The sequence below is a fragment of the Rhizobium sp. 05N49 genome (assembly GCF_056396805.1).
This window is the reverse complement of record NZ_JBFTME010000024.1, coordinates 27,981-51,563: the sequence shown is the minus strand read 5'-3', so window position 1 is coordinate 51,563 and position 23,583 is coordinate 27,981. Positions and strand designations below refer to the sequence as shown.

Here is a 23,583-nt window from a genome sequence, read left to right as displayed (position 1 = left end):
TGTAGGATTTGTTCATAACCGTATGGTCTGACGCGCGCCCCGCCAGCGCTTGTCGGCCCACGGTGTCCCGCTTGTTCTGCGTTTTCAGGGTGTGCTTGTGCGTGACCGGTTTCGAGACCTAGAGGGCCCGTTGGCCATCAGGAAGAAGGACGTGGTGTTAATGGCGACTGTCAGCAGTTTCGAGAACCTGTCACATCCGACACGCTCCGAACTGCGCCAGTTTGCCGAACTCTTCATGCCGCTTTTCCAGGCATCCTCCGAGGAAGCACGGCGCCAGGCCGTCGCCGCACTTTCCCAGTGCGAGAACATGCCGGCAGCAGTCGCCCTCTTTATCGGCAACCAGCCGATCGAAATCGCCGCTCCTTTCCTCACCTCCTCCAAGGCAATCGGCGACGATACATTGATCACGATTGCCCGCACCCACGGTGCCTCGCATGTGAAGGCAATCGTCAGCCGGGACTCTCTCTCACCCAAGGTCATCGATGCGCTGGTGGCATTGCGACAGGCCGAGCCACGTCCTTCCGCCGCCACACCTGCCGAACAGCCGCCCATGCCTCTTTCGCCGATGCCTGCTCCGCCGGAAATGGATCAGGAAGAAGCCCAGCGTCTCGCCAATGAAGAGGCGCTGCGCGAGCGCATTCGCGGCCTTGCCGGCCATCTTGGCCGCGATGACGACGACCGGCTTGGCCTTCGTTCGCTATCCGACATTCAGGAGGCGCTGCTGGTGCGCTTTGCCCGCTCTCGGGAAGCCACGCATTTCGCCACCGCACTTGCCGATGCGCTGTCAGCCAGCCGCTGGCTTGCAGAACGTATCATGCTCGACCTCTCCGGCCAGCAGCTCGCCACGACGTTGATGAGCCTCGGCATGGGCTTTCTTGACTCCGTCTTCGTGCTGGAAAAGCTCTATCCGCATCTTGCCGAGGTGCAGCACAATGTCAGCCGCGCCTTCCTCGTCCTCGATGCGCTGGACCCGGAAGAGTGCCATGCCCGTGTCGAGGCCTGGCGGCGGGCCGACAGCTATACCTACAATCCGGACAGTCCGGCCGCAGCCAAACCAGCTCCCGCAGCCCAGGCGCAGGCTCCCGCCTATCGCTTCATCCGGCAGGCGCCGTTGCGCGACCTCAAGAGCGTCAACCGGGCGCGCTAGAGCGCTGTGCGTCCGTTCGGACGCACAAAGGACGCTCTAACTCTTTGATTCTACGCATCAGGCTTTCCGAAAATCGATTCCGATTTTCGGGCCGATGCTGCAGCCATCTGGTGATCGCGCCTGTACTGCTGCGGCGCAACGCCGGTGATACGCTTGAACGCATTGCTGAAAGCGCTTTCCGATTGATAGCCCAGCGAATAGGAAATCGCCGAGATCGGCTCTGGGCCTGACCGTAGCGCCTTCGCGCCAAGCCGCATGCGCCAGCGCAGCAGATAATCGAGCGGCGAGATGCCGGCGAGCTCCCGGAACCGCAGTGCGAAATTGGAGCGCGACATGCCGGCCGCATCCGCCAGATCCTGCAGCCGCCAGTTTCGCGCGGGATCGCCGTGCAGCAATCGGATCGCCGCGCCAACACGCCGGTCGTTCAAGGCCTGCATCCAGCCCGGCGCTGCCGTCTCGGCCTGAGCGAGCCAGACACGGATGAGCTCCACAAAGAGAAGCTGGGCCAAATGATCCGCCGCAACCGACCCACCGGCGCGCTTCTCATCCCATTCCTCTCCCAGACGCGACAGCAGCCAGCGGATGGCGGCTGCCTCCCGCGACTTGCCACTGACGAAGAGGATAGGAGGCAGCGCATCGAGCAACAGGCCGGCATCGGCATCATCGAAGGTCACGCGCCCGCCGACGGCAAACAGGCATTCCCCCGGCAGGTCAGCATGGACGGAACCGACATGGTCGGGTCCGAATACCTCGGACGGCGAAAGCGGCGTCAGCGAGGGGTCACTGCACAGGATATGGGTGCCGCAATTGACCAGGAGGAAGCAATCGCCGGCCTCCAGCCAGCGTGGTTCACTTCCCTCGGAGACCAGATAACAGCCGCCTTCGAGCACTGCATTGAATTTCACGCCATCGGAGGCAAAGCGGATGGACCAGTCACCCTTGGCTCTGAGACTGGCGGAAAGCAGGCTCCTGGCCGAGAGCAGCGACAGGACATCGGAGAGAGGGTCGACAGGAAACATTTAGGACGATCACGCAAGCAGATTGGATTTCAGCGCATGGATAATCCTACATCGGATGGCCTAGGTCTAGTCCAGTAGGAGCGGACAAGCCGCCCACAAGACAAATGCGAGGACTTCATGCCGACTTCCCAATATCCCCTTCCCTCCGGATTCAGCCGCTCGACGACCTCAGAAGAAGCGCTCGGCAATGCCGATCTCACCGGCAAGCTTGCCATCGTTACCGGCGGTTATGCCGGCCTTGGCCTCGAGACGGTGCGGGTGCTTTCGGGGGCCGGAGCTTCGATCATCGTGCCGGCGCGTGATACCGAGAAGGCCAAAGCGGCGCTCAAAGACCTGCCGCGTATCGAGATCCATTCATTCGATCTTTCCAACCCGGCCTCGATCAATGCCTTCGGCCGGGAATTTGCCGCGAGCCACCGGCCGCTTGATCTCTTCATCGGCAATGCCGGTATCATGGCAACGCCGCTTGCCCATGACGACAGGGGGGTCGAGAGGCAGTTTGCGACCAACCATCTCGGTCATTTCCAGCTTGCCGCATGGCTCTGGCCGGCGCTGAAGCGCTCCGGCAATGCCCGCGTCGTGGCACTGTCATCGGGCGCGCATCGCTTCTCCGCCATCGACTTCGACGATCCGAATTATCAGCGCCGACCCTATGATGCCTGGAAATCCTACGGCCAGTCGAAGACCGCCAACGCACTCTTCGCGCTCGAGATCGACCGGCGCGGGGCAGAACATGGCGTACGCGCCTTCTCGGTCCACCCCGGCTCGATCCGGACGGAGCTGACCCGCTATGTCTCGGACGCGGATATGGAAGCGATCGGCTTCCGCGATGTCGACGGCAATATACCCTCGCATATCGCGGCCCTCTTCAAGACGATCGAACAGGGTGCGGCAACCACCGTCTGGTGTGCGACGAGCCGCCAGCTCGACGGCATGGGCGGCGTCTATTGCGAGGACTGCGATATTGCCGAGGCGCTGCCTGCCGATACGACGGAGCTGCGCGGCGTCATGCCCTGGGCAATGGACGAGGAGGCCGCCGCGAGACTCTGGACGCTGAGCGAAAAGCTGCTCGGTATCTCCTTCGAGTAACTATCTCCCAGGCAATGCCAGCCGGCGCGTGATGCCGACCATCTCCAGGAACACCTCGTCATGGCTGACAATCAGAAGCGCGCCGTCATAGGCTCTGAGGCCTGCTTCGACGGCCGCGATGGAATCGATGTCGAGGTGATTGGTCGGCTCGTCGAGGATCAGTAGCGACGGCGGTGTCGCACCGCCGAGAACGCAGGCAAGGCCGGCGCGCAGAAGCTGGCCTCCTGACAGAGTAGAGACGATCTGCAGCGCAGCATCCGCCCGGAACATGAAACGGGCAAGGGCTGCGCGGCAGGCATTCTCATCCGATTGCGGGTTCAGCCGACGGAAATTGTCGCGGATCGAGGTTTCGGGGTCGAGCAGGCTGACGCGCTGGTCGAGCATCGAGAAAGAGGTCAAAACACGCACCGCTCCCTCCCATGGCTGGAGATCGCCCGCGATCAACGCCAGCAGGGTTGTCTTGCCCGAGCCATTCGGGCCGGTGACTGCGATGCGTTCGGGTCCGGTGATATCGACGGAGAGTTGACGGATGATCGGCTTGTCGATTTCGTAGCCGACGGTCACCGCGTCGATCTTCAATACCGATCTGCCCGGCGGCAGGCCGGTCGAGGGCAGCTTGACAGAGAGCGGCTGCAGGACCTCGATGCGTTTGCGTGCCTCCTCGGCATCCTCAAGCGCCTGGCTATGGCGGCGTTCGGCAAGGCGGGCATTCTCGCCGCTGGTATTTTCCGCCTGCCGCTTGAGACCACCGGCAACGATGCGCGGCATGTCGCCCTTGGCCGCTTTCTTCTTGCCGGCACTGTCTCTGCGGGCCTTGCGCTCGGCCGTTTCCTGGGCACTGCGGGCGACCTCCGCCACGCGCTTTTTGGCGTCCGCCAGATCGTGCTCGGCGGCGGCCAATTCCAGCGCCTTGCGGGCGCGGTAATCGCTCCAGTTTCCGCCATAGCGGGTGGCGCCCAAAGTCGTCAGCTCGACGATCGCGTCCATCGTCTCCAGCAGTTCGCGGTCATGGCTGACGACCAGGGCGCCGTGGCGCCAGCCTCCAAGAAGCGAGATCACCGCTTCGCGCCCCTCCCGGTCCAGATTGTTGGTCGGCTCGTCGAGGATGAGGAAATCCGGCTCTTCGAAGATCAGGGCGGCGAATGCCGCGCGCGTGCGCTGGCCGCCGGAGAGCGTTGCGAGCAAAGTCTGCGGCCCAGCGGCAAGACCGGCACGTTCCAGTGCGGCTTCGATGCGGGCTTCGAGCGTCCAGTCGGCAACAGCAAGCTCATCGGCAATGGCTTCGCCGCTTTCGGCACGGCTGAGAATGGCAAGCGCCTGCGTTGCGCCGAAAAGATCGGCGACCGTTTCATCCGGCCCAACCTGCACACTCTGGCGCAGGATGCCGATAGTGCCGGATACGGCAACGGAGCCCGTCTGCGGCTGCAGTTCGCCGGCGACGAGCTTCAGGAGCGTTGTCTTGCCGACGCCATTGCGACCGACAAGGCCGGCGCGCTCCGCGTTGAAGCTCAGATCGATATTGGAGAAAAGCGGCCGGCCGTCAGGCGTGGACCACGAAAGATTGGAAACTGTAATGGATGCAGGCATGTAAATCCCCGATGGCAAGGCGAATTGGCGTTGCGATCAGGTTCATATCCATTGAGCACACATCCTGTTGGTATTGCGGATGGCGGTAAACTAGGCGGGAATTGGCGTAAATTCAAGGCAAGCCGTCAGTTGGCCATCGGGATGAGTTCCGAGACCTCGTCTGCCTCCAGCTCGACGATCCAGAGATCCGGGTCGAACTTGCGCTCGCGCTCCAGCATTTCCTGCACCTTCTCGGGCTCGGCGCGTTCCAGCCTGATTTCGAACAGCCGGTCGCCGCTGCTCTCCTCGTCGAAGAAGCTTTGCGGGGCCGGCGCATAGAGGGTTTCGAGCCCGTCACGGAAGCGCTGGCGAATGAAGATCGCGCCAGCTTCTTCCGCGCCCTTCTTCTCCACGGCAGCAAAATCGCCGGCGGAGAAAACCCTGCGGACGAGAGCGGAAACGTAGATATCGGCGCGCAATCTCATGGGCGGGACATAGACCGGATGGCAGATGGCGGCAACGCTATACTTTTACCGCCAACCGCAAACCACCCCAATGCCTACCGCGGACTGTGATCGGGGCGGAAATATCTTTCATCATGGCGAAGTTGCCGCCGCCCATGTCCCGCCTGTAGGTCTGGACGAGGAAGGGCGCAGTGCTTCTGCCGGCAGCAAGTCCGACGCGATCGTTGAAGATGCGGCGATTGCGGCAATTGGCAGTATTCCAGACGACATCGCCCGGCCGCTGCGGCTCGGAGAACTTGCGATTGTGGGTCGGCAGGTAGCCGTTTTCATCAATGGCGGCACAGAAGGCGATGCGCTGGTCGGAACCCGCCACCGGCTCCTGGATCGGCGGCAGCAGCCGGTCGGCGAGTTCAGTGAATGGTGCCATCATCTGTACCGGATCGGTGCCCGATATCGGCTGGTAGTGGCGGTTGAATAGGCTCTCCATGCCGATTGCGCCTTCGGCAACGGCACGCTCCAGGGCATGCGATATCTGGCCGGCGACGGATTGGGCCTGTTCGATCCAGTGGCGGTCGGCGGTTTCCACGCCGGCGCTCGCGGTCAGCTGGATCAGCGTTTCCGACAGGCCGACGACGCTGTCGACGCGTTTTGCCGCCTGTTGCAGCCGGCCGTTGGAATCCAGCACCTCGGCCGACATCTCTCCGAGCTTGGCGACGAAGCCGGCGCAATCACGATCCACGGCCTCGGTCGTGTTGGCCATGACGGCGGATGAATCGAGGATGCGGGTAATGACATGCTCCATGCTTTCGAAGGCGCCACGCATCGCTTCGGACTTTTCGCTGACGCCGGCAGCACTCTTGCGGGCGCCGCCGCCGACAGTCGAGAGACGATCGATCTTGAGCCGAAGCTGCTCCAGCGTTTCCTGGATGGAGCCCGTGGCCTTGGAGGTCTGCAGCGACAAGGCGCGGATCTCGGAGGCGACGACGGCAAAGCCTTTGCCAGCCTCGCCGGCACGGGCGGCCTCGATTGCCGCATTGAGCGCCAGGAGATTGGTCTGGCGGGCGATGGTGCTGATTTCGGCGGCCACCTTGTCGACATCGGTCAGCGAGCGGGAGAAGCCGGAGATTTCCGTGCTGATCTCGTCCGAGGACTGGACCATGTGACGGATTTCCGAGACCGAGCCGGACAGGCGATCAGCCGATTCCTTCAGCATGTGGCGCGCTTGCGTGGCGGTACTGTCGGTCTCACGCAACGAAACGGCGACGGAGCGATTGGTCTCCGCGATGGAAAGGGCTGTGCGGGTGACCTCATCGAAGGCGGCGGCATGGCGGGCCGACATTGCCGCCATGTCCTGGATGGCGCCGGCTATATCGACGAGGTCGACGCCGAGCGTTGAGGCCTCTTCGGCAAGGCGCGAGAGGATATGGCGCAGCGCGTCGCGATCCGGTCCATCCGGCTCGTAAGCCGGGCTTCCGGCATTCTCCCCCACCGCCTTCAACGCCTGCATGATCGAGCTCCCCCAAGCTACATTAGGGAAGCTTCAAACAACATGGTTAACAACTCGCTAAGAATAGCGGCGCCTATACTTAGGTCTTAGACCCCTGCCCGCTTAAGCCTTCAGCTTTGCGTCAGACCCGTCAGTCTCTCGCTCAGCTGCCAGAGGCGCTCGGCAAGCTCGGGATCGGTCGCCCAAGGGCGCACGCCGAGCAGTTCCTCGGAGTCGGCAGGCACGGCCTTGGCGATATCGCAGTTCTCGCAATAGACGCCGCCCATGCCATCCAGCTCATCGCTGACAGCGCACCAGACAGTGGTTGCCGCACCCTGGGCAATGGTCTTCTTGTTGTTTTCAGGGTCGATGACCGGGTTGCCGTCGGCATCCACATAACCGCTCGCCAGCAGATATTCGCGCGACTGGTGGCGCACGAGATCGGTCGTGACGATGCCGCCCGGATGAAGGGAGAGGGCGCGCACGCCCTCTCTTGCGCCCAAAGCGTCCAGCGCAACGGCAAATAGCGCATTGGCTGTCTTCGACTGGCCATAGGCGACGTAGGGCAGGTATTCGCGGTTCTCGAACATCGGATCGTCGAAATCGACGCCAGAGCGGACATGGCCGCGCGAGGAGACGGCAACCACACGGGCGCCCCCGGCCTTCACCAGCGCCGGCCAGAGGCGCGCGGTGAGTTGGAAGTGGCCGAGATGGTTGGTGGAGAATTGCGATTCATAACCGCGGCTGTCGCGCGTCAGCGGGTTGGCCATGACAGCGGCATTGTTGATGAGGAAATGCAGTGGCTTGTCGTCTTCGAGGAAACAATCGGCGAACTCGTCGATCGAATTGGGATCCATCAGGTCCATATAGGCGAATACCAGGCCGGGCACGTTTTCGCCCACCGCCCTCGCCTTCTCGATATTGCGGGCGGGCACGATCACCTTGGCGCCGGCGGCCGCCATCACGCGGGCGGTTTCGAGGCCGAGACCGGCATAACCGCCGGTGACGATCGCCACCTTGCCGGTGAGGTCATGGCCGGCAATCACCTCTTGCGCCGTGGACGCTGCACCGAAACGTGAACCGATGGGAGCCTGGGGAGTGGACATGAAATGTCTCCTTTCAAGAGGATTCCGTCCCGTGGGTGACGGAAATGCTCTATCTCTTTGTTTTTATGCAGTTCGAGACTCAAAACCGCTGCACATGTCTGCCGGAATTGCTCTGGTCGGGAAATATCTATGTCCGGCAGGTGGGATTCTGAATGCTTGTAAATCCCGATTTCTTGCGCCATCGTACAAAGATGACAAGCGATCCCCTCTCCGAAATGCTCAGCCTGCTCGATGCCCGCTGCCTGATGGCGGGCGGTCTGATTGCCGGCGGCCCCTGGGCGCTTGCCTTTCCGCAGCCGAACCGCATCAAGATCAGCGCGGTGGCCAAAGGCCGCTGCTGGCTGGTGCTCGACAATGGCAGCGAGCCTATCCTGCTCGAAGCCGGCGACGTCGTCCTGCTCAACGGCAAGCATTCCTTCATGCTGGCAACCGATCTTGCGATGGAGCCCGCCGATGCCGTCACAACCTTCAAGGAGAAGAAGGTCAATGGCATGGCGCGGCATGGCGTGGGCGAGGATTTCCTCTATATCGGCGGGCATATCGCGCTTGGGCCGACCGGCACGGCGCTGCTGCTCGACGTATTGCCTCCGGTCATCCATGTGCGGGCGACCCTTGCCGAGGCCGGCGTGCTGCGCTGGCTGCTGGACCAGCTGGTGCGGGAAATGGCGGCCGGCAAACCGGGCGCGCTGCTTGCCTCGGCCCAGCTTTCTCAGCTCATCTTCGTGCAGGTGCTGCGCGCCCATATCATGACGTCGGAGCCGCTGACGGTCGGCTGGCTGCGCGCCTTTGGCGACGAGAAGATCGCGCCGGCGCTGCGACTGATGCATTCAGACCCAGCGCATGACTGGCAGCTCGGAGAGCTCGCAAAATCCGCCGGCATGTCGCGCACCAGCTTCGCCCTGCGCTTCAAGACGGTCGCGGGCGTTGCCCCACTCACCTATCTCACCGCCTGGCGCATGCGCCTTGCCGAGCGGGCGCTGCGCGAGGGATCGATGCCGGTCTCCTCGCTGGCGCTTTCACTCGGCTATACCTCGGAGAGCGCCTTCAGCAATGCATTCAAGCGCGTGACCGGCATTGCGCCGAAGCGCTACCGGACTTCGGCCGCTATCAATGTCGGGCCGATCGAAGAGGTGGTTGATGTCGAAGGTCGGGTGCGAACTGTCGACTACCGGCTCCTGCGGCTGGCGAGCCAGCCGTCAGCCCTGTCGCAGCAGGGCTGATTTCAGTCCGTTATTGCTCAGAGCGCACCGATTTCCTTGAGCTTCTTCAACACGGCTTCGCTGGGTTCGCCATTTTCCGGGAGATTGTAGTGTTTCTGGAAGTGCCGGATGGCAGCGCGGGTCTGTTCGCCGGCGACACCGTCGACGCCGACATTGGCGTAGGCCATGTTGACCAGGCCCTTCTGGATCTTCAGCACCAGGTCGACACTGGAAATGCCTGACAGCGGAACCTGTTTCGGCCCTGAGGGCGCCGTCTTGACGGTCTTTTCGGCGCTGCGGATGGCGGCTGCGACCGGATCTTCCTCTGTCGCCTTCGACGTCACGTCTTCCCGAGGTTTCTCCGGAGGGACGGTGGAGGGACCGACTGCATCGGTTCTGAGCGCAGCAAGCACGTCGGGCGTCGCATCGCCGCTTTGCGCCATGCCAACCGTTTCCTCGAAGAAAAGGATGGCTGCGCTGGTGCGCGGGCCGATGACGCCGTCGGCATTGCCGTTATAGAGGCCGCGGCGGATCAGTTCCTTCTGGATGTCCATCACGAGCTGGTTCGGCTGCTGGCCGGCTGCGGCAGATGGCGGCGTCGTCTGGGTCGTTGCCGCGGCGTCGTCCGGCCGCTCGATGCGGAACGTGGTGACATCGCCCTGCGGCTCGACCTGCGGGCGGAAGCCTATGGCGGTCGGCGCGCCCGGATCGCGGGTGCGGAAAATCGGATGCGGATGCGCGCCTGGCTGATACCAGAGTGCATTGGCAGCGACGAAGGAGAAAATGACGACGAAGGCGATCGTGCCGCCGGCAATGGACGGATTGCGGCCGATGACGCCGCCTAGCGCACCGGCGCCCTGAAGACCGAGGCCACCCAGCGCCGTCGCACCCTGCAGGCCGATGCCGCCGAGTGCTGCCGCACCGGTCATCACAAGGCCCGGCTGCTGCCGCCCCTTCCTGCCCTTAGGCGATTTTCGCTTGCGCGCGGCCATCGAAAAGCCCCTCTTCCAGTTCTGCGGCACCCGCCGCGCCCTTCAGCCGCGGCGGAAACTCGACCGTTTCCACCTGGCCGGCATTTTCTGCCGCCGGGGCTCCGGAACCATCCGCGGCAATCTCGATGGTGATGATCGTGCCCTCGCCCGGCTGGCTGGCAATGGCGAAATTGCCGCCATGCAGGGCGACAAGGCCTTTGACCAGCGACAGGCCAAGACCCGTGCCCTCGAATCGACGGGTATAATCGTTCTGGATCTGGACGAAAGGTTGGCCGAGTGTGGCGAGCCTGTCGGCAGGAATGCCGATGCCGGTATCGCTGACAGTGAGCTTCAGGATGCCGTCGCGCATGGCCGCATCGACGGTGACCACGCCGCCCGTTTCGGTGAATTTCACGGCATTGCCGACAAGATTGATAAGGATCTGCTGCAGCGCGCGCTGATCGGCCACGACCTCTGCGATACCGCGCTGGACACGGTTCGTGAGCGTCACGCCCTTGCTCTTGGCCTGCAGCGCCAGCATCGATTCGCAGGACCGGATCGATGCGCCGATATCGAAAGGCTCGAGCATCAGCTCGTAACGGCCCGCCTCGATCTTGCTCATGTCCAGCATCGTATTGACGACGGAAAGCAGATGCGCACCGGATTCACGGATCAGGCCGACATATTCGCGCTGGCGCTCGTTCTCGAACTTGCCGAAATATTCGCCAATCAGGATATCCGAAAAGCCGAGGATGGCATTCAGCGGCGTGCGCAGTTCGTGGCTGACGGCGGCGAGGAAACGGGATTTGGCATCGTTGGCCGATTCCGCATCTGCCGCGCGCGTCTGCGCCTCGGCGCGAAGCCGTTGCTCCACCGAAACATCATGCAACTGGGCAATGACGGCCGAAAGCATGCCGTCGACATCACGCCGTGCGGTCATATCCATGCGCAGATAAGCGAATTGCCTGTTATCGCGCGAGACGGAGGGGCGCTCCAGCCTGATATCGACGGTCGCCTTTTCCTCGCCCTGGCGCAGCGCATCCAGCGCCTGCAGGAAAAGGATGCGATCGGAAACATGCACTTGCTCGAAGAAGCCACGGCCCTTCAGGTCGCGCATCCAGACGAGATAGTCGCGCTTGTCGCGGCCGCCGGCCATCGTCACGCTGCCAAGCGGATCGAGGAAGAGGACGAGGCCCGGGCTCATCTCAAGGAAGAGATCGTCGGCACTGGCTGCGGCTACGTGCTGTGGAATAGCCTGGCGGGCGAGCGCAATGCTGCCGACGGCAGAAAAAAGAAAGGCGGCGCAGACCGTGGCGACGCCGGCCGGCAGTGCAACTGCGGGGCTGGTAACGATGGAGAGGCCGACCGGAGCGGCGACAAGAGCGGCAGAGGAGAGGAAGACCAGGCGGCGCAGAATGGTGAGCTCGCTCTGACGCACAGCTTCGCCGCCGCTCGTGCGGGAAAGCCAGCTTGCAGCTGCCCGGTCCACGAGGGCTGTCGCCCAACCGCCAATGTCACTCAATACACGCACGCAATACCTGCCCGAAAAGGCCTTTCATTGACCCGGACAATAGGCCCTCGCGGCTTAAGGAAAGGATAAGGCAAAGTCGCCTTCCACAGCCCAAAAATGCTAAAAGTCCCGTTTTGGGCCATCTGCCTGGCTCATTGAATTTCGTGGTTAATAGCAGGTAAGCGCCGGATTTTCCTCATATTTCAGCATCACGTTAACTCTTGTGGCAGAGCGGCGGGGCAAAAGTCCAGCAATTGCAGGCGGCGGCTGCCACCATGCTTAACGACATCTGTTAGAATTTGAGTGAAATGCCCCGAAAATACCGATCATTAAAATTTGAGATAAATTTGCCGCAAATGCCGATGAGTTTCGAAAAGCTGCATTCGCAACTCGGCTGTAAGGTGCAGACATACCGGACAACCGGCCCGATTCGGCGACAAGACCGGACGGGAAAAACAGGATGGGCAAGACAATGTGGTTTCTGATCAAAGGATCATTCTGGTTTGGCCTTGTGCTCGTCGCTCTCTCCGTTTTCTCTTCGGAGAGCTCCGACAATGCCGGCCACCCGCAATTGCAGCTTTCCGACGCCTTCACCGCGGCAAGCGGCGCTTACGTCTATATCACCGGCATGTGCTCCGAAAAGCCCGAGGTCTGCAGCAAGGGTGGGGAGACCCTGACGGCTCTCGGCTACCGGGCCCGCGAAGGCGCCCGTGTCGCCTATGAGCTGCTCGACAGCCAGTTCAGGGACGACAACTCCAAAATGGCCTCCGCAAAGACGGCCGTGCCGCCGGCGCCTGTCGCGCTTGCCGCTCCTTCCCTGCCGGAGGCCATCACTAATACAATGCGCGAGGCTCAGGCCGCGCTGAACCAGCCGATGCCGCACCTGCCGCAGCCCTACCGCCCACCGGTGGACGACGGCGCTTCGGCTGAACGTGTGGTAACCGGAACCATTCCGGCCGGGTCGATCCCGCTGCCGACGCCGAAACCGGCGATCTGACGAATTTCGCGGGCACCCCGCCCGCACCCCAGCTTGCATCGGTGGTCCGCATGACGCGGAGATGCCCCATGCCTGACGTGCCTGCCCTGTTTATTTCAGCACTTTGCTGCGCCGTGAGGATGCCCATCCCTCACGGCGTTTCTTTTTAACGGTTCAAATCTGCGGTCGCTTCGCCTATATGAACTAATAATAGTGAAAGGCCTGAACAAGCATGGCGACCCTCGACCAGATCATCGACGACTTTTCCTTCCTGGACGATTGGGAAGACCGCTACCGCTACGTTATCGAACTCGGCAAGGCGCTGCCTGAACTGGCAGACGAGAAGAAGACTTCCGAGAACAAGGTGATGGGCTGCGCCAGCCAGGTATGGCTGGTCACGCATACAGCAGGCAATCCCGACAATCCGGTCATGACATTCGAAGGCGATTCCGACGCGCATATCGTGCGCGGCCTCGTCGCTATCGTGCTTGCCACCTATTCCGGAAAGACTGCTGCCGAGATCGCCTCGCTCGATGCTTTCGAGATCTTCTCAAAGATCGGTCTGACTGAAAATCTCTCCTCGCAGCGCTCGAACGGCTTGCGCTCGATGGTCAACCGCATCCGCGAGGAAGCGCGCGTGCGGGCTACCGCCTGACAGGTGCGATCCGCACGAGAAAACAAGCCTTGAGACCAGACGGTTCGGCGCACGGAGAAATACGCCGGGCGCCGAACCTGATATTGCCGATTCGTTATTTGCCGTTTGTCATCCTCTCACCGAGACGTTCGGCCCGCTCGGCAAGCTCCGGCGTCAGGGCCTCGCCGAAATCGGCCGCTTCGAACACCTGACGGATTTCGATCTCGCTCGGTCCGAGCATTGGATTGGGGCAGCGCTTTACCCACTCGACGGCTTCGTCCATATCCTTGACCTGCCACAGCCAGAAACCGGCGATCAGTTCCTTGGTCTCGGCGAAGGGGCCGTCGATGACCATGCGCTTCGGGCCATCGAAGGCGATGCGCTTTCCCTTGGAAGAAGGATGCAGGCCTTCACCCGCCATCATGATGCCGGCATTGACCAGATCCTCGTTATACTTGCCCATAGCCCCCAGAAGCTCAGTCGTGGGCATGATGCCCGCTTCACTGTCTGCCGTCGCCTTGACGATGACCATTACGCGCATGTCTCTTCTCCTCTTGTTTGCGGCGGCATGAGTGCCCGCCCGTCCTCGATCTTTCATGTCATTCCGTCGTTATCGCAAAACCGCTGCGCACTTTTGCGCGACATGCTTTAGAGACGGATGAGCAATCCCGGGACCGACATTTTTTGCCGCGCTTTTTTTGAAGATAGATGACGAGAGCCGAAATCACCGGAAGAGACGACCGGTAAATACAAAAAAAGCCGGGCAACAGGCCCGGCTCTTTATCATGCAGCGGTGCAATACTCAGCCGCGGCCGCGCTTGCGGCGCTGTCCCAGGCCCATTTCCTTCGCAAGGCGCGAACGCGCTTCGGCATAGGCCGGGGCTACCATCGGGTAATCGGCAGGCAGGTCCCACTTCTCGCGATATTCTTCCGGCGCGAGATTGTGATGCGTCATCAGGTGGCGCTTCAGGGACTTGAAGTTGCCGCCGCATTCGAGGCACGTAATCTGCTCGTCCTGTACGGACTTGCGGACAGAAACTGCAGGCTTCTGCTTTTCGACGACCGCTGCCACCGGCTGCGGTACGGATGTGTTGCTCAATGCCGAATGTACGTCGGAAATCAGATTAGCCAGGTCGCTGACCGGGACAACGTGGTTGCTGACATAGGCCGCGACGATATCGGCCGTCAGTTCCACAAGCAGCTCCGGCGCATTGCCGGTCGCCATATCCGTCATATTCTTTCTCCTGTTAGCATGCTCAAACGGTCCTTCTCCCAAAAAGACAAAGAACCCTCGTCGTAGAGCCAAACACCAAAAGAGCAGCTTACAGCCTTTGTTTCGAAAAACCGGAATCCACCCCTAGATTCCGAAGACCGTACTCTGCACCAATACTGCCTGACGGTGAGCTACTACGTATTCTTCCAGGCCGTCACCCAGTTAGACATTGACAAACAAGGCTAGGAGACCTGGAAGCAGTACGATTCTAATTCACAATCAGAACTCTACTTGGATTTTCAAATAGCATCGTTTTCGCAAAAGGCCAATTATTAATTGTGATTTTCCTAGAAAAAAAATCCATCACAAAGAATTGGTCAGCGGTTCAGCAAGCTTTACTCGTGCTTCCGGTGCATAAGTTTGCGTAAAATTGCTTAAAATTCTGAGTAGCCCTCGCTCTCAGCGCATTCGCATATCGTCACGTACTGAGATATCGGCCGGAAAATGTCCTGATATATGCGAAGCTCTCGCAAGAAGGTGTGCAGAAACCGGTGCAGTCAGGATAAAAAAGAGGAAACCGGCCAACGCTCTTGCAAGCACAGCAAGTTCGCCCGAATAAAGCCCGGCAGCAAGCAACAACAAACCGGAACCGACCGTGCCGGCTTTTGAAGCGGCGTGCATGCGCGTGTAGAGATCCGGCAAGCGCGCGATACCGATCGCGGCCACCAGGGCGAAGAAGGCACCTGCCAGCAGCAGGACCGCAGTAACGACAGCAAGCGCATAGTCCATTATCATTCGCCTCTCCCCTGCGTCCCAGATGCCACGGCTCTCCGAGAGAGCACGAAACGGGCGAAGGCGACGGTCGCCAGAAAACCGACGAGGCCGAGCGCGATGGCGATATCGATGTAAAGCGAAAATCCGGTGCGCACCGCGACGACGGCAATGAAACCAATGGCGATGCCCGTCATCATGTCGAGCGCCAGGATGCGGTCGGGAAGAGTGGGGCCGGCAATGACGCGCCAGACGGTCACAAAAAGCGCAATACAGAGAATACCGAGGGCTGCGATGGCGGCGGCGGAAACGATGGCGGCAGGCGTTATCATCCAAAGGCCTCCATGATACGGCGCTCGAAACCGCCAGCAATATCGCGCCTGACCGCGGCAGGATCGGCGCAGTCCAGCGCATGCACATAGAGCGTGCGCCGGTCCTCGGAAACATCAACCGAAAGAGTACCCGGCGTCAGTGTGATGAGATTGGCAAGGAGCGTGATCTCAAAATCGGTTCTCACCGTCAGCGGGAATGCGAGGATACCGGGCGCCAGCTGCATACGCGGCGAAAGCACCGTCAATGCCACCCGCCAGGCCGAAAGCGCCAGTTCCCAAAGGAAAAGACCCGCCAGCAGGAAGATGTGCCAAGCGCGGATGCGGCGCGGCGGCGAACGGCCGGCGAAGGCCTCGCGCACGACTGCGAGCGACAGCAGCGACAGGGCGAGGCCGAGAACGAAATTAAGCGGCGAGGCGCTGCCGGTTACGGCGACCCAAGCGACGGCAAGCGGCAGGCTGAGGAACAGGACTGTCATCGTATGGTCCCTTCCGGAAAGACGGAGAAGATATAGGCGGAGGGATCAGCAAGCCCGTCGGCGGCGGAGCGCGCGAGTTGCAGCAACTGTTCCGGCAGGAGACCGATGCCGATGACGAGGATCGTCAACGCCGCAAGCGGAAGACCAGCCGTCCAGCCGGTCCGCACCGGAGGGAGCGCCGGGGACGCGGGACGCCAATAGGCAAACAGGAAGACGCGGCCGCAGGCAATCGTCAACAGGAAGCCGCCGAGCAGGATCGTGCCCGCCAGCCACCACGCGCCGACATCGAGCGAGGCCTTGACCAGCAACACCTTGGGCCAGAAGCCGGAAAAGGGCGGCAGGCCGCAGGCGGCCAGCAGCAGCATCAGCGAAATCGCCGCGAACCAGCCATTCTGACGATAGAGGCCGCCGAGCGCGGCCAGCGAGAAGGAGCCGCCTCGCCTGCCCGCTTCGCCGGCCAGAAGATAGAGCGCCGTCATCAGCACTACCGAATGCAGCGCATAGAAGACTGCGCCGCCGAGGCCTTCGGCGGTGCCGAGTGCTGCACCGATCAGCATATTGCCGATGCCCGAGATCACCACATAGCCGAGCAGACGACGCAGGTCGGTTTCAGCGAGTGCACCGAGTGCGCCGACGAGGACAGTCAGGGCTCCGACGACAGCTATCAGCAGGCTGAGCTCGTCGCGCTCGGCCGGCAGCAGCATGACCAGGACGCGCAGCAGCGCGTAGATGCCGACCTTGGTCAGGAGGCCGGCAAAGAGTGCGGAAACGGCGATGCGCGGCGTGTGGTAGGAGGCCGGCAGCCAGAAATTGACCGGAAAGGCCGCAGCCTTCATGGCAAAGGCGAGCAGGAAGAGGCAGGCGAGCGTCATCAGCGGCGCCGTGCCGCTCAAGGCTGCTGCCCGCTCGGCAATGTCGGCCATATTGAGCGTGCCAAAACTCGCATAGAGGATGCCGACGGCGATGAGGAACAGCGTCGTGGCGATGAGGTTCAGAACCGCATATTTCAGCGCGCCATCGATCTGCGCCCGTTCGGAACCAAGGATCAGCAGGCCGAAGGAGGAGATGAGCAGCACCTCGAACCAGACATAGAGGTTGAAAATATCGCCGGTCAGGAAGGCGCCGGTGACGCCTGCCATCAGCAGCATCAGCAGCGGGAAGAAACCGTATCGGCGGCCGCTTTCGGTGGTATCTGACAGGGCATAGATACCGGCAGCCAGGGCAGCGACCGCTGCGGCCAGCGCCATCAGCGCACTGAAGACATCGACCGTAAAAGCGATACCAAAGGGCGGCAGCCAGCGGCCCATGACCATGGTGAGCGGGCCGTGTCCGACGACCTGCTGCAGGAGAGCAGCGTCAAGGAGCAGCAGGACAACGAGGCCGGTAATTGCGATCCATGCCTGCAGGCGCGGAAGGCTGCGCAGCATCAGGAGCAGCGCACCGAGGCTGATGCAGAGCACGACCGGCAGGATCGCCAGCCAGTGGGCGGGCGGGACGGGAGCGGTGACCATGGCGGCCGAGAGGTCGGTGACGGGAGCGGCCATTAGTGGGTGCCTCCCGCGAGGGTCGACGCATGGGCATTGAGCATCCGCATCTTACTCACGATCAATACCCCAAAGGCGGCAGCGGCCGTTCTTCAGGTTCGGCATCGTGCATGCGGGTCGTATCGTCTGTGCCGAGCTCCTGATAGGCGCGGTAGGTCAGCACCAGCAGGAAAGCGAGGAAAGAAAAGGAGATGACGATGGCCGTCAGGATCAGCGCCTGCGGCAGCGGATTAGCCGCACCTGATGGCAGCATGTCGGCCCCTGCGGGTATGATCGGCGGCACGACGCGGGTCAGCCTTCCTGCCGTGAAGATCAGCAGGTTCACGGCGTTACCGAGAATGGCGATGCCGAGCATGATGCGGATCGAGAAGCGCGACAGGATCAGATAGACAGCGGCCGAAAAGAACAGGCCGACGAGAATGGCAAAGAGCGCTTCCATCAGTCCAGCTCCCTTTCTTCCAGCGCCAGCGCGATCGAAGCGACGGCGCCGAGCACCACGAAATAGACGCCGAGATCGAAGAGCATGACGCTGGAGAGCGGCACTTCCACACCTGCCAGGACGGGATAGACCCAAAGGCCGGTCATGAATGGCACGGCAAAGAAGATCGAGATCAGGCCGGCGAGGCAAGAGAGCAAGAGACCGAAGCCGGCAATCGCCAATGGATGTACGCGGATCGCCCGGCGCACCGCGTCCACGCCGAAAGCAATGCCGTAAATCGCCAGAGCCGAAGCGGCGATCAAGCCGCCGATGAAACCGCCACCCGGCTCGTTGTGGCCGCGCAGCAGGATAAAAACGGAAAAAAGCAGCATCAGCGCGGTGATGAAGGGGGCGACCGTACGGAAGATGAGGGTGTTCATTGCGTGCCTCCACAAAGAGGCTGAGACGGCCGGGGACGTCTACCAACCTCCCTCATTCCTGTGCTTGTCACAGGAATCCAGCCACGACGCGTCTGCGTCGTGAATGACTCATTTGCAGCAAACCAAAGAGTCTCTCCTTCCCAAGGAGTTGGGCAGGCTGGATTCCTGTGGCAAGCACGGGAATGAGGGGAAACGGTAACGTCTCGCGATACCTCGAACGCTGCATTCGCTGCGAGGACAGAATCAGATTCCAAAGAGACCTGTCTCATGCCTCCTCCGCATCCGGATCGTTTGTCGCCAGCCGGCGCTCCGTGTTGCCGCGGATGCGGATCAGCGCAAGGATGGCGAGGCCTGTCACCGCCACGACGGCAATTTCGCCGAGCGTGTCAGTGCCGCGGAAATCGACGATGATGACGTTCACGACATTGGCGCCGTGGGCGATCAGCTTCGAATGGGCATTGAAGAAATCGCTGAGCGCCGTGTTGAACGGCGCCTGCGTGGCGCGCATCAAAAGCAGCGCGAAGCCGAGACCGCAGGCGAGTGAAAGCACGATATCGAAGAAGCGGCGGACGCCGTGGCGCGGATCGGTCGGCGACAGGCGCAGACGGGTCATGACGAGGGCAAGAATGACGACCGCGAGCGTTTCGACCATGAACTGGGTGAAGGCGAGATCCGGGGCGCCGAAGAGCAGGAAGATCAGCGCGACGGCAAAACCCTGAATGCCGAGCGATACGATCGCCGTCAGCCTGTCGCGGGCGATCAGCACGGCGACAAGGCCGAGTACGGCGATGACCATGATGCCCGCTTCGCGCAGGCGCAGGTCTGCAGGCCAGGCAAAGCCTGACGGCAGCCCGTCATTGATGACGAGCGGTACAAGCAGGACTGCGGCAACGCAGAGGAATGTGCAGGCGACGTAGATATCCAGCCGCCTTGGCTGGACGATGCCGATGAAACCGTGGGCGAAACGGACAAGTCCGGCGATGAAATGATCGAAACCGCGATCCGGGCCACGTGCGGAGTGCAGCACGTAGGCGACGAAAGCCCTGCTACGGTCGAGCTGCCAGTAAACAGCGATGCCGAGTACGATCGTCAGCAACGACAAGGCAAGCGGCAGGCCGATATGCGGGGTCAGCGAAATGGAAACCTCTTTGGGAGCGCCAGCAATAGCGGAGGCCATGGGCGAGGAGATCGCACTGTGGGTGACGCCGGAAAAGACTGCAGCAAGCGGACCTGCCAGAGCAAGGACGGCAGGGCCGAGCCAAAGCAGGACCGGCGCCTCATGCGGATGCTTGGGCGTCTCCACCAGTCTGCCGGCGAAAGGCCTCAGCCCCACCGCAAAGGCGATCGCAAACATCAGCGCATTGCCGAGGACGGCGATGGTGGTGGCAAGGACGGGATAGAGATCACTGCCGACGATAGCCGTATAAATTTCCTCCTTGGCGAGGAAACCGAAGAAAGGCGGCAACCCGGCCATGGAAAGTGCTGCGACGATAGCGATCGCAAAGGTCAGCGGCATGGCCCCTCGCAGGCCCCGCAGCCGCGTGATGTTCCGCGTGCCGGTTTCGTGGTCGATGATGCCGGCGACCATGAAAAGCGCGCCCTTGAAGAGCGAATGCGCCACCAGATAGAGCACTGCGCCTTCAATGGCATAATCCGATCCGAAGCCGGTCAGCAGCACCAGCAGGCCAAGGGAGGAGACAGTCGTATAGGCGAGCTTCAGCTTCAGATCCGTCTGTCGGATCGCAAGCACCGAGCCGGTGACGAGCGTCAGGCCGCCGAAGACCGGCAGCAGAACCTCCCATGCGGGTGTTGCGCCCATGACCGGGTTCAGCCGCATCAGCAGGTAGACGCCGGCCTTCACCATGGTGGCGGAATGCAGATAGGCCGAAACGGGTGTCGGCGCCTCCATGGCGTTCGGCAGCCAGAAGTGGAATGGAAACTGTGCCGATTTGGTGAAGGCGCCGCCGAGCACCAGCAACAGGGTGGCGAAATAGAGCGGGCTGCCTCTGACGACATCGCCGAACTGCATCAGTTCCGACAGCTGCGCAACGCCTGTCTGCCCCCAGAGCAGGAGCAAGCCGGCAAGCAGCAGCAGCCCTCCGCCGCCTGTGACGACGAGTGCCTGCAAAGCGGCGCGCCGTGCCGCCTGCCGTTCATGGTCGAAGCCGATCAGCAGAAAGGAGGTGATCGAGGTGAGCTCCCAAAAGATGAAGAACATCAGAAAGCTGTCCGACACCACGACGCCGAGCATTGCGCCCATGAAGAGGAAGATGAACGAGAAGAACCGGCCCTGATCCGGATGGCCCTTCAGATACCCGCCGGCATAAAGCACGATCAGCGTGCCGATGCCGGTGATGAGCAGGGCGAAGGTGAGCGACAATCCGTCGAGGAACCAGGAAAAACGCAGGCCCAGGCCCGGCACCCAGTCATAACCGCCGGTTATGATTTCGCCATCAGCGATCTGCGGCACGAGACGCAGGAAATGCAGGAAGGCGAGCAAAGGGGCGACGGCGAGCAGCCAGGCGCCGCCTGCGCCGAAGGCACGAATGATAAAGGGAGCCGCAAGAGCGCCGATCAACGGCAGACACAGGGCCAGAAATGTCAGAGCCGTGACATCGGCCATGTCCCCTCCCCGTGAGCACGGATGAAAGTCGGCAATCAGCCTTTTCCAAGGCTTAGGTGAATCGGCTGATAGCCTCAAGCAATTTCGACAACCCGCAATGGATGCGGGCTGTGTTCACGGCTTGACGTTCAGGAAAGGCGCGTGGCGAGACGCAAAACGGAACCGTGCAGGATGAAGAAAGCGAGCGGCAGCGGCCAGACCAGACAGGCGACCAGCCCTGCGATACGGAACACCGTCCAGCGATCATGATTGACCCAGCCCTCCAGCAGGGTCACACCCATGGCAATCGCGGCGACTGCGCCGTACAGAACAATCATCAGAGTATGAAACACCGTTTGTCCCCGAAACACGCAGCATTAAGCTTAATGGCACACTAAAGATAAAGCACGGGTGATTCGTCGTCTTCCCCCGAATTGGGTAGATGACAATTGGGGCGCTGAAGCGGCACAGTCTGCTTTGGGGACTTGATCACACCGAGGCTTCCATCCTCAGGCACTCTCAGGACAGGCCGAGACGGCTATTGGCGGGCGAAAAAACCGCGGCGACGGCCTTCGTCCCAAGAGAACATCAGTTCTCCTACGATGACCGCAAGAAAGATGTAAGCAACGACACCCATACTCATTTCTTTTCGCACGTATTTTACGTTATAATGGCACCTCTTTTAGTTCGCACCCGTCCAGTAAACATCCAACTCTGCTGAGGCAGAGTGCGTGGCATGTGTATTCAATTGAGTTTCTACGAAGTGAGCACAAGGTTTTGAACTGGAGCAAGACGGCCGCTGACGCCGGGACGCGGCTATAGTGACATCGTCAAAATGCCCGGTGAAATGTCACGAAAGCGACTGAATTTCCGATCGGAGCAGTGGCCGTGTCCCACGAAACCCACATGGCAGTCAGTAGAAACGATGGCGGTGCCTCGTTCGCGGCTGGCCTTCGGTTCGATATAATGGCGGGCCTTGTCGCCGCTGCGGTCGTACTGCCCAAGGCGATGGCTTATGCCACGGTTGCCGGGCTGCCTGTGAGCGTCGGTCTCTATACGGCATTCGTGCCGATGATTGTCTACGCATTACTCGGCACGTCACGCGTACTAAGCGTCAGTTCGACCACCACCCTTGCCATTTTGGCCGGGACCGAGCTTGGAACCGCCGTTCCAGATGGCGATCCAGGCAAGCTGGTCACCGCCGTTGCGACACTTGTGGCGTTGACGGGGGCTCTCCTCATTGCAGCCTCCGTGCTGCGCCTGGGGTTTGTGGCCAACTTCATTTCATCGCCAGTGTTAACCGGTTTCAAAGCAGGCATCGGCCTGGTGATCGTACTGGATCAGATACCGAAACTGCTGGGCGTGCATATTGAAAAGGCGGGCTTTTTCCGCGACATCATGAGCGTGGTCCAGCATATACCCGAAACGTCGCTGCTTACGCTGGCCATTGCAGCCGTGGCGCTGATCGCCTTGTGGATGATGGAAAGGCTCTGGCCTCATTCTCCGGCCCCACTCGTGGTCGTCGGCGCGGGCATTCTGGTATCCTGGCTCGCCGGTCTCAATGCCTTGGGTATCGCGACAGTCGGATTCATCCCGCGGTCGCTGCCGTCACTCACTCTCCCCAGCGCCAGTTTGGTCGAGCAACTCTTGCCCGGAGCGCTCGGCATCGCGCTGATGAGTTTTACCGAAACGATTGCCGCGGGTCGGGCGTTTGCCGCACCGTCCGAGCCCCCAATCAGGCCCAACCGCGAACTTCTCGCGACAGGCACGGCCAACGTGGTCGGCGCATTCTTCGGCTCGATGCCCGCAGGTGGTGGCACTTCGCAGACGGCGGTCGTCCGCGCAGTGGGCGGGCGGTCCCAGACGGCCTCGCTTGTCACTGCTGCGACTTCTGCGGCCACAATGCTGTTCCTTGCGCCGTTGCTTGGTTTGCTACCACAGGCCGTGCTCGCCGCGATTGTGATCATCTACTCGGTCGGCCTCATTGCTCCGGCGGAATTTGCGGCCATCCGCAAGGTGCGGCGAATGGAATTTCGCTGGGCACTGGCGGCATTCCTCGGCGTGCTCGTGTTCGGTACGCTTCAGGGCATCGTCGTCGCGATCGTTCTTTCGCTGATCGGTTTGGCCAGTCAGTCGGCGAAACCGAAAGTTTACGTCATCGGCCGCAAGCCGGGCACTGACGTGCTCCGGCCGCTGTCTTCGGACCATCCTGACGACGAAACATTTGATGGTCTGCTGATACTGCGCCCGGAGGGACGGTTGTTTTTCGCCAACGTCCAGCAAGTCGCGGATCAGATTCAGGCATTCGTAGCCGAATACAAACCGAAAGTGCTCGCACTCGATATGAGCGGGGTCTTTGACATCGAGTATTCCGCTCTCCAGACGATGATTGAGAGCGAACGCCGCGTTACTGCCCAGGGCATAACCGTGTGGCTCGCAGGATTGAATTCCGATGTACTCGACTATCTTCGCGCCTCCGGTTTCGCCGACAAGCTCGGCCGTGAGCGCCTCTTTTTTAGCATGAATGCCGCTCTGCAACGCCATTTGGAGCAAAAGAGCGGCAGCTAGGTATGGACTGGAGCCGGCAGCATTGCAGTGGTGCGTCGCTGCGCTGCTCTCC

Annotated in this window: 23 protein-coding genes; 6 read left to right on the top strand and 17 right to left on the bottom strand. The window is 61.4% G+C overall.

From position 1 onward, the window contains the following. Nucleotides 1-97: 97 nt before the first annotated feature. Nucleotides 98-1,147 (top strand): DUF2336 domain-containing protein, encoded by a 1,050-nt coding sequence (locus tag AC1DF8_RS31125; protein WP_478156451.1) that lies wholly within the window; start codon nt 98-100, stop codon nt 1,145-1,147. A 50-nt stretch (nt 1,148-1,197) separates the two neighbouring features. On the opposite strand, the gene AC1DF8_RS31120 is transcribed toward AC1DF8_RS31125, so the two are convergent. Next, the gene (locus tag AC1DF8_RS31120) at nt 1,198-2,166 is read right to left on the bottom strand and encodes an AraC family transcriptional regulator (RefSeq protein WP_478156449.1); all 969 of its coding nucleotides are present in this window, start codon (nt 2,164-2,166) and stop codon (nt 1,198-1,200) included. 117 nt (nt 2,167-2,283) lie between these two features. Here AC1DF8_RS31120 and AC1DF8_RS31115 point away from each other — a divergent pair, with 117 nt between their 5' ends. Continuing rightward, nucleotides 2,284-3,255: an oxidoreductase gene (locus tag AC1DF8_RS31115; protein WP_478156447.1), complete on the top strand. Its 972-nt coding sequence runs from the start codon at nt 2,284-2,286 to the stop codon at nt 3,253-3,255. On the opposite strand, the gene AC1DF8_RS31110 is transcribed toward AC1DF8_RS31115, so the two are convergent. From AC1DF8_RS31110 to AC1DF8_RS31095, 4 genes are all read right to left on the bottom strand, one after another. Beyond that, a complete protein-coding gene (locus tag AC1DF8_RS31110; RefSeq protein WP_478156446.1) occupies nt 3,256-4,842 on the bottom strand; it encodes an ABC-F family ATP-binding cassette domain-containing protein in 1,587 nt (528 codons plus the stop codon). A 125-nt stretch (nt 4,843-4,967) separates the two neighbouring features. Then, nucleotides 4,968-5,306: a DUF1491 family protein gene (locus AC1DF8_RS31105; RefSeq protein WP_029869021.1), complete on the bottom strand. Its 339-nt coding sequence runs from the start codon at nt 5,304-5,306 to the stop codon at nt 4,968-4,970. Between the two features lie 37 nt (nt 5,307-5,343). Then, entirely contained in the window at nt 5,344-6,792 is a 1,449-nt protein-coding gene (locus AC1DF8_RS31100; RefSeq protein ID WP_478156445.1) for a methyl-accepting chemotaxis protein, read from the bottom strand. Between the two features lie 110 nt (nt 6,793-6,902). Beyond that, nucleotides 6,903-7,877 (bottom strand): oxidoreductase, encoded by a 975-nt coding sequence (locus AC1DF8_RS31095; RefSeq protein WP_478156444.1) that lies wholly within the window; start codon nt 7,875-7,877, stop codon nt 6,903-6,905. Between the two features lie 152 nt (nt 7,878-8,029). Here AC1DF8_RS31095 and AC1DF8_RS31090 point away from each other — a divergent pair, with 152 nt between their 5' ends. Then, nucleotides 8,030-9,097, top strand: a complete 1,068-nt coding sequence (locus tag AC1DF8_RS31090) for an AraC family transcriptional regulator (RefSeq protein ID WP_112547424.1) — start codon at nt 8,030-8,032, stop codon at nt 9,095-9,097. Nucleotides 9,098-9,114: 17 nt separating this feature from the next. On the opposite strand, the gene AC1DF8_RS31085 is transcribed toward AC1DF8_RS31090, so the two are convergent. After that, nucleotides 9,115-10,068: a peptidoglycan-binding domain-containing protein gene (locus AC1DF8_RS31085; protein WP_113209984.1), complete on the bottom strand. Its 954-nt coding sequence runs from the start codon at nt 10,066-10,068 to the stop codon at nt 9,115-9,117. Next, nucleotides 10,040-11,578, bottom strand: a complete 1,539-nt coding sequence (locus tag AC1DF8_RS31080; protein WP_113117951.1) for a sensor histidine kinase — start codon at nt 11,576-11,578, stop codon at nt 10,040-10,042. Before AC1DF8_RS31080 ends, AC1DF8_RS31085 begins: the two co-directional genes overlap by 29 nt. A gap of 451 nt (nt 11,579-12,029) precedes the next feature. On the opposite strand from AC1DF8_RS31080, the gene AC1DF8_RS31075 reads away from it, so the two are divergent. Further along, nucleotides 12,030-12,554: a DUF5330 domain-containing protein gene (locus AC1DF8_RS31075; RefSeq protein ID WP_113208214.1), complete on the top strand. Its 525-nt coding sequence runs from the start codon at nt 12,030-12,032 to the stop codon at nt 12,552-12,554. A 211-nt stretch (nt 12,555-12,765) separates the two neighbouring features. Further along, nucleotides 12,766-13,188, top strand: a complete 423-nt coding sequence (locus tag AC1DF8_RS31070) for a SufE family protein (protein WP_029868905.1) — start codon at nt 12,766-12,768, stop codon at nt 13,186-13,188. A 94-nt stretch (nt 13,189-13,282) separates the two neighbouring features. On the opposite strand, the gene AC1DF8_RS31065 is transcribed toward AC1DF8_RS31070, so the two are convergent. The 10 genes from AC1DF8_RS31065 to AC1DF8_RS31020 all read right to left on the bottom strand — a co-directional run bounded on the left by AC1DF8_RS31065 (nt 13,283) and on the right by AC1DF8_RS31020 (nt 21,316). Then, nucleotides 13,283-13,708, bottom strand: a complete 426-nt coding sequence (locus tag AC1DF8_RS31065) for a YciI family protein (RefSeq protein ID WP_112970588.1) — start codon at nt 13,706-13,708, stop codon at nt 13,283-13,285. Nucleotides 13,709-13,969: 261 nt separating this feature from the next. Next, nucleotides 13,970-14,401 (bottom strand): Ros/MucR family transcriptional regulator, encoded by a 432-nt coding sequence (locus AC1DF8_RS31060; protein WP_007821525.1) that lies wholly within the window; start codon nt 14,399-14,401, stop codon nt 13,970-13,972. Nucleotides 14,402-14,839: 438 nt separating this feature from the next. Further along, nucleotides 14,840-15,172 carry a monovalent cation/H(+) antiporter subunit G gene (gene mnhG / locus AC1DF8_RS31055; RefSeq protein WP_478156508.1) on the bottom strand — a complete coding sequence of 111 codons (333 nt, stop codon included), beginning with the start codon at nt 15,170-15,172 and terminating at the stop codon, nt 14,840-14,842. Continuing rightward, the gene (locus tag AC1DF8_RS31050; RefSeq protein ID WP_029868902.1) at nt 15,172-15,483 is read right to left on the bottom strand and encodes a cation:proton antiporter; all 312 of its coding nucleotides are present in this window, start codon (nt 15,481-15,483) and stop codon (nt 15,172-15,174) included. The genes mnhG and AC1DF8_RS31050 overlap by 1 nt, the downstream gene beginning before the upstream one ends. After that, the gene (locus AC1DF8_RS31045; protein ID WP_478156439.1) at nt 15,480-15,959 is read right to left on the bottom strand and encodes a Na+/H+ antiporter subunit E; all 480 of its coding nucleotides are present in this window, start codon (nt 15,957-15,959) and stop codon (nt 15,480-15,482) included. Before AC1DF8_RS31045 ends, AC1DF8_RS31050 begins: the two co-directional genes overlap by 4 nt. Beyond that, nucleotides 15,956-17,503 (bottom strand): Na+/H+ antiporter subunit D, encoded by a 1,548-nt coding sequence (locus AC1DF8_RS31040; protein ID WP_478156437.1) that lies wholly within the window; start codon nt 17,501-17,503, stop codon nt 15,956-15,958. Before AC1DF8_RS31040 ends, AC1DF8_RS31045 begins: the two co-directional genes overlap by 4 nt. A gap of 61 nt (nt 17,504-17,564) precedes the next feature. Continuing rightward, nucleotides 17,565-17,942 carry a Na+/H+ antiporter subunit C gene (locus AC1DF8_RS31035; protein ID WP_113209583.1) on the bottom strand — a complete coding sequence of 126 codons (378 nt, stop codon included), beginning with the start codon at nt 17,940-17,942 and terminating at the stop codon, nt 17,565-17,567. After that, complete coding sequence (locus AC1DF8_RS31030; RefSeq protein ID WP_112543119.1) at nt 17,942-18,361, bottom strand: Na+/H+ antiporter subunit B; 420 nt, start codon at nt 18,359-18,361, stop codon at nt 17,942-17,944. The genes AC1DF8_RS31035 and AC1DF8_RS31030 overlap by 1 nt, the downstream gene beginning before the upstream one ends. Nucleotides 18,362-18,626: 265 nt before the next feature. Next, nucleotides 18,627-20,984: a putative monovalent cation/H+ antiporter subunit A gene (locus AC1DF8_RS31025; RefSeq protein WP_478156435.1), complete on the bottom strand. Its 2,358-nt coding sequence runs from the start codon at nt 20,982-20,984 to the stop codon at nt 18,627-18,629. 128 nt (nt 20,985-21,112) lie between these two features. Then, nucleotides 21,113-21,316, bottom strand: coding sequence for a hypothetical protein (locus AC1DF8_RS31020; RefSeq protein ID WP_029616312.1), 204 nt, complete (start codon nt 21,314-21,316; stop codon nt 21,113-21,115). Between the two features lie 553 nt (nt 21,317-21,869). On the opposite strand from AC1DF8_RS31020, the gene AC1DF8_RS31015 reads away from it, so the two are divergent. After that, nucleotides 21,870-23,531: a SulP family inorganic anion transporter gene (locus AC1DF8_RS31015; protein WP_478156433.1), complete on the top strand. Its 1,662-nt coding sequence runs from the start codon at nt 21,870-21,872 to the stop codon at nt 23,529-23,531. Nucleotides 23,532-23,583: the final 52 nt, after the last annotated feature.

Excerpts from the sequence above, each read along its gene's own strand:
- AC1DF8_RS31095 (WP_478156444.1), bottom strand. The coding sequence starts at position 7,877 with ATGTCCACTCCCCAGGCTCCCATCGGTTCACGTTTCGGTGCAGCGTCC.
- AC1DF8_RS31105 (WP_029869021.1), bottom strand. The coding sequence starts at position 5,306 with ATGAGATTGCGCGCCGATATCTACGTTTCCGCTCTCGTCCGCAGGGTT.
- AC1DF8_RS31040 (WP_478156437.1), bottom strand. The coding sequence starts at position 17,503 with ATGGCCGCTCCCGTCACCGACCTCTCGGCCGCCATGGTCACCGCTCCC.
- AC1DF8_RS31085 (WP_113209984.1), bottom strand. The coding sequence starts at position 10,068 with ATGGCCGCGCGCAAGCGAAAATCGCCTAAGGGCAGGAAGGGGCGGCAG.
- AC1DF8_RS31035 (WP_113209583.1), bottom strand. The coding sequence starts at position 17,942 with ATGGAAGCGCTCTTTGCCATTCTCGTCGGCCTGTTCTTTTCGGCCGCT.
- AC1DF8_RS31115 (WP_478156447.1), top strand. The coding sequence starts at position 2,284 with ATGCCGACTTCCCAATATCCCCTTCCCTCCGGATTCAGCCGCTCGACG.
- AC1DF8_RS31070 (WP_029868905.1), top strand. The coding sequence starts at position 12,766 with ATGGCGACCCTCGACCAGATCATCGACGACTTTTCCTTCCTGGACGAT.
- AC1DF8_RS31100 (WP_478156445.1), bottom strand. The coding sequence starts at position 6,792 with ATGCAGGCGTTGAAGGCGGTGGGGGAGAATGCCGGAAGCCCGGCTTAC.
- AC1DF8_RS31110 (WP_478156446.1), bottom strand. The coding sequence starts at position 4,842 with ATGCCTGCATCCATTACAGTTTCCAATCTTTCGTGGTCCACGCCTGAC.
- AC1DF8_RS31060 (WP_007821525.1), bottom strand. The coding sequence starts at position 14,401 with ATGACGGATATGGCGACCGGCAATGCGCCGGAGCTGCTTGTGGAACTG.
- AC1DF8_RS31015 (WP_478156433.1), top strand. The coding sequence starts at position 21,870 with ATGGCAGTCAGTAGAAACGATGGCGGTGCCTCGTTCGCGGCTGGCCTT.
- AC1DF8_RS31045 (WP_478156439.1), bottom strand. The coding sequence starts at position 15,959 with ATGACAGTCCTGTTCCTCAGCCTGCCGCTTGCCGTCGCTTGGGTCGCC.
- AC1DF8_RS31120 (WP_478156449.1), bottom strand. The coding sequence starts at position 2,166 with ATGTTTCCTGTCGACCCTCTCTCCGATGTCCTGTCGCTGCTCTCGGCC.
- AC1DF8_RS31050 (WP_029868902.1), bottom strand. The coding sequence starts at position 15,483 with ATGATAACGCCTGCCGCCATCGTTTCCGCCGCCGCCATCGCAGCCCTC.
- AC1DF8_RS31030 (WP_112543119.1), bottom strand. The coding sequence starts at position 18,361 with ATGAACACCCTCATCTTCCGTACGGTCGCCCCCTTCATCACCGCGCTG.
- AC1DF8_RS31025 (WP_478156435.1), bottom strand. The coding sequence starts at position 20,984 with ATGGCCGATGTCACGGCTCTGACATTTCTGGCCCTGTGTCTGCCGTTG.
- AC1DF8_RS31075 (WP_113208214.1), top strand. The coding sequence starts at position 12,030 with ATGTGGTTTCTGATCAAAGGATCATTCTGGTTTGGCCTTGTGCTCGTC.
- AC1DF8_RS31090 (WP_112547424.1), top strand. The coding sequence starts at position 8,030 with ATGCTTGTAAATCCCGATTTCTTGCGCCATCGTACAAAGATGACAAGC.
- AC1DF8_RS31065 (WP_112970588.1), bottom strand. The coding sequence starts at position 13,708 with ATGCGCGTAATGGTCATCGTCAAGGCGACGGCAGACAGTGAAGCGGGC.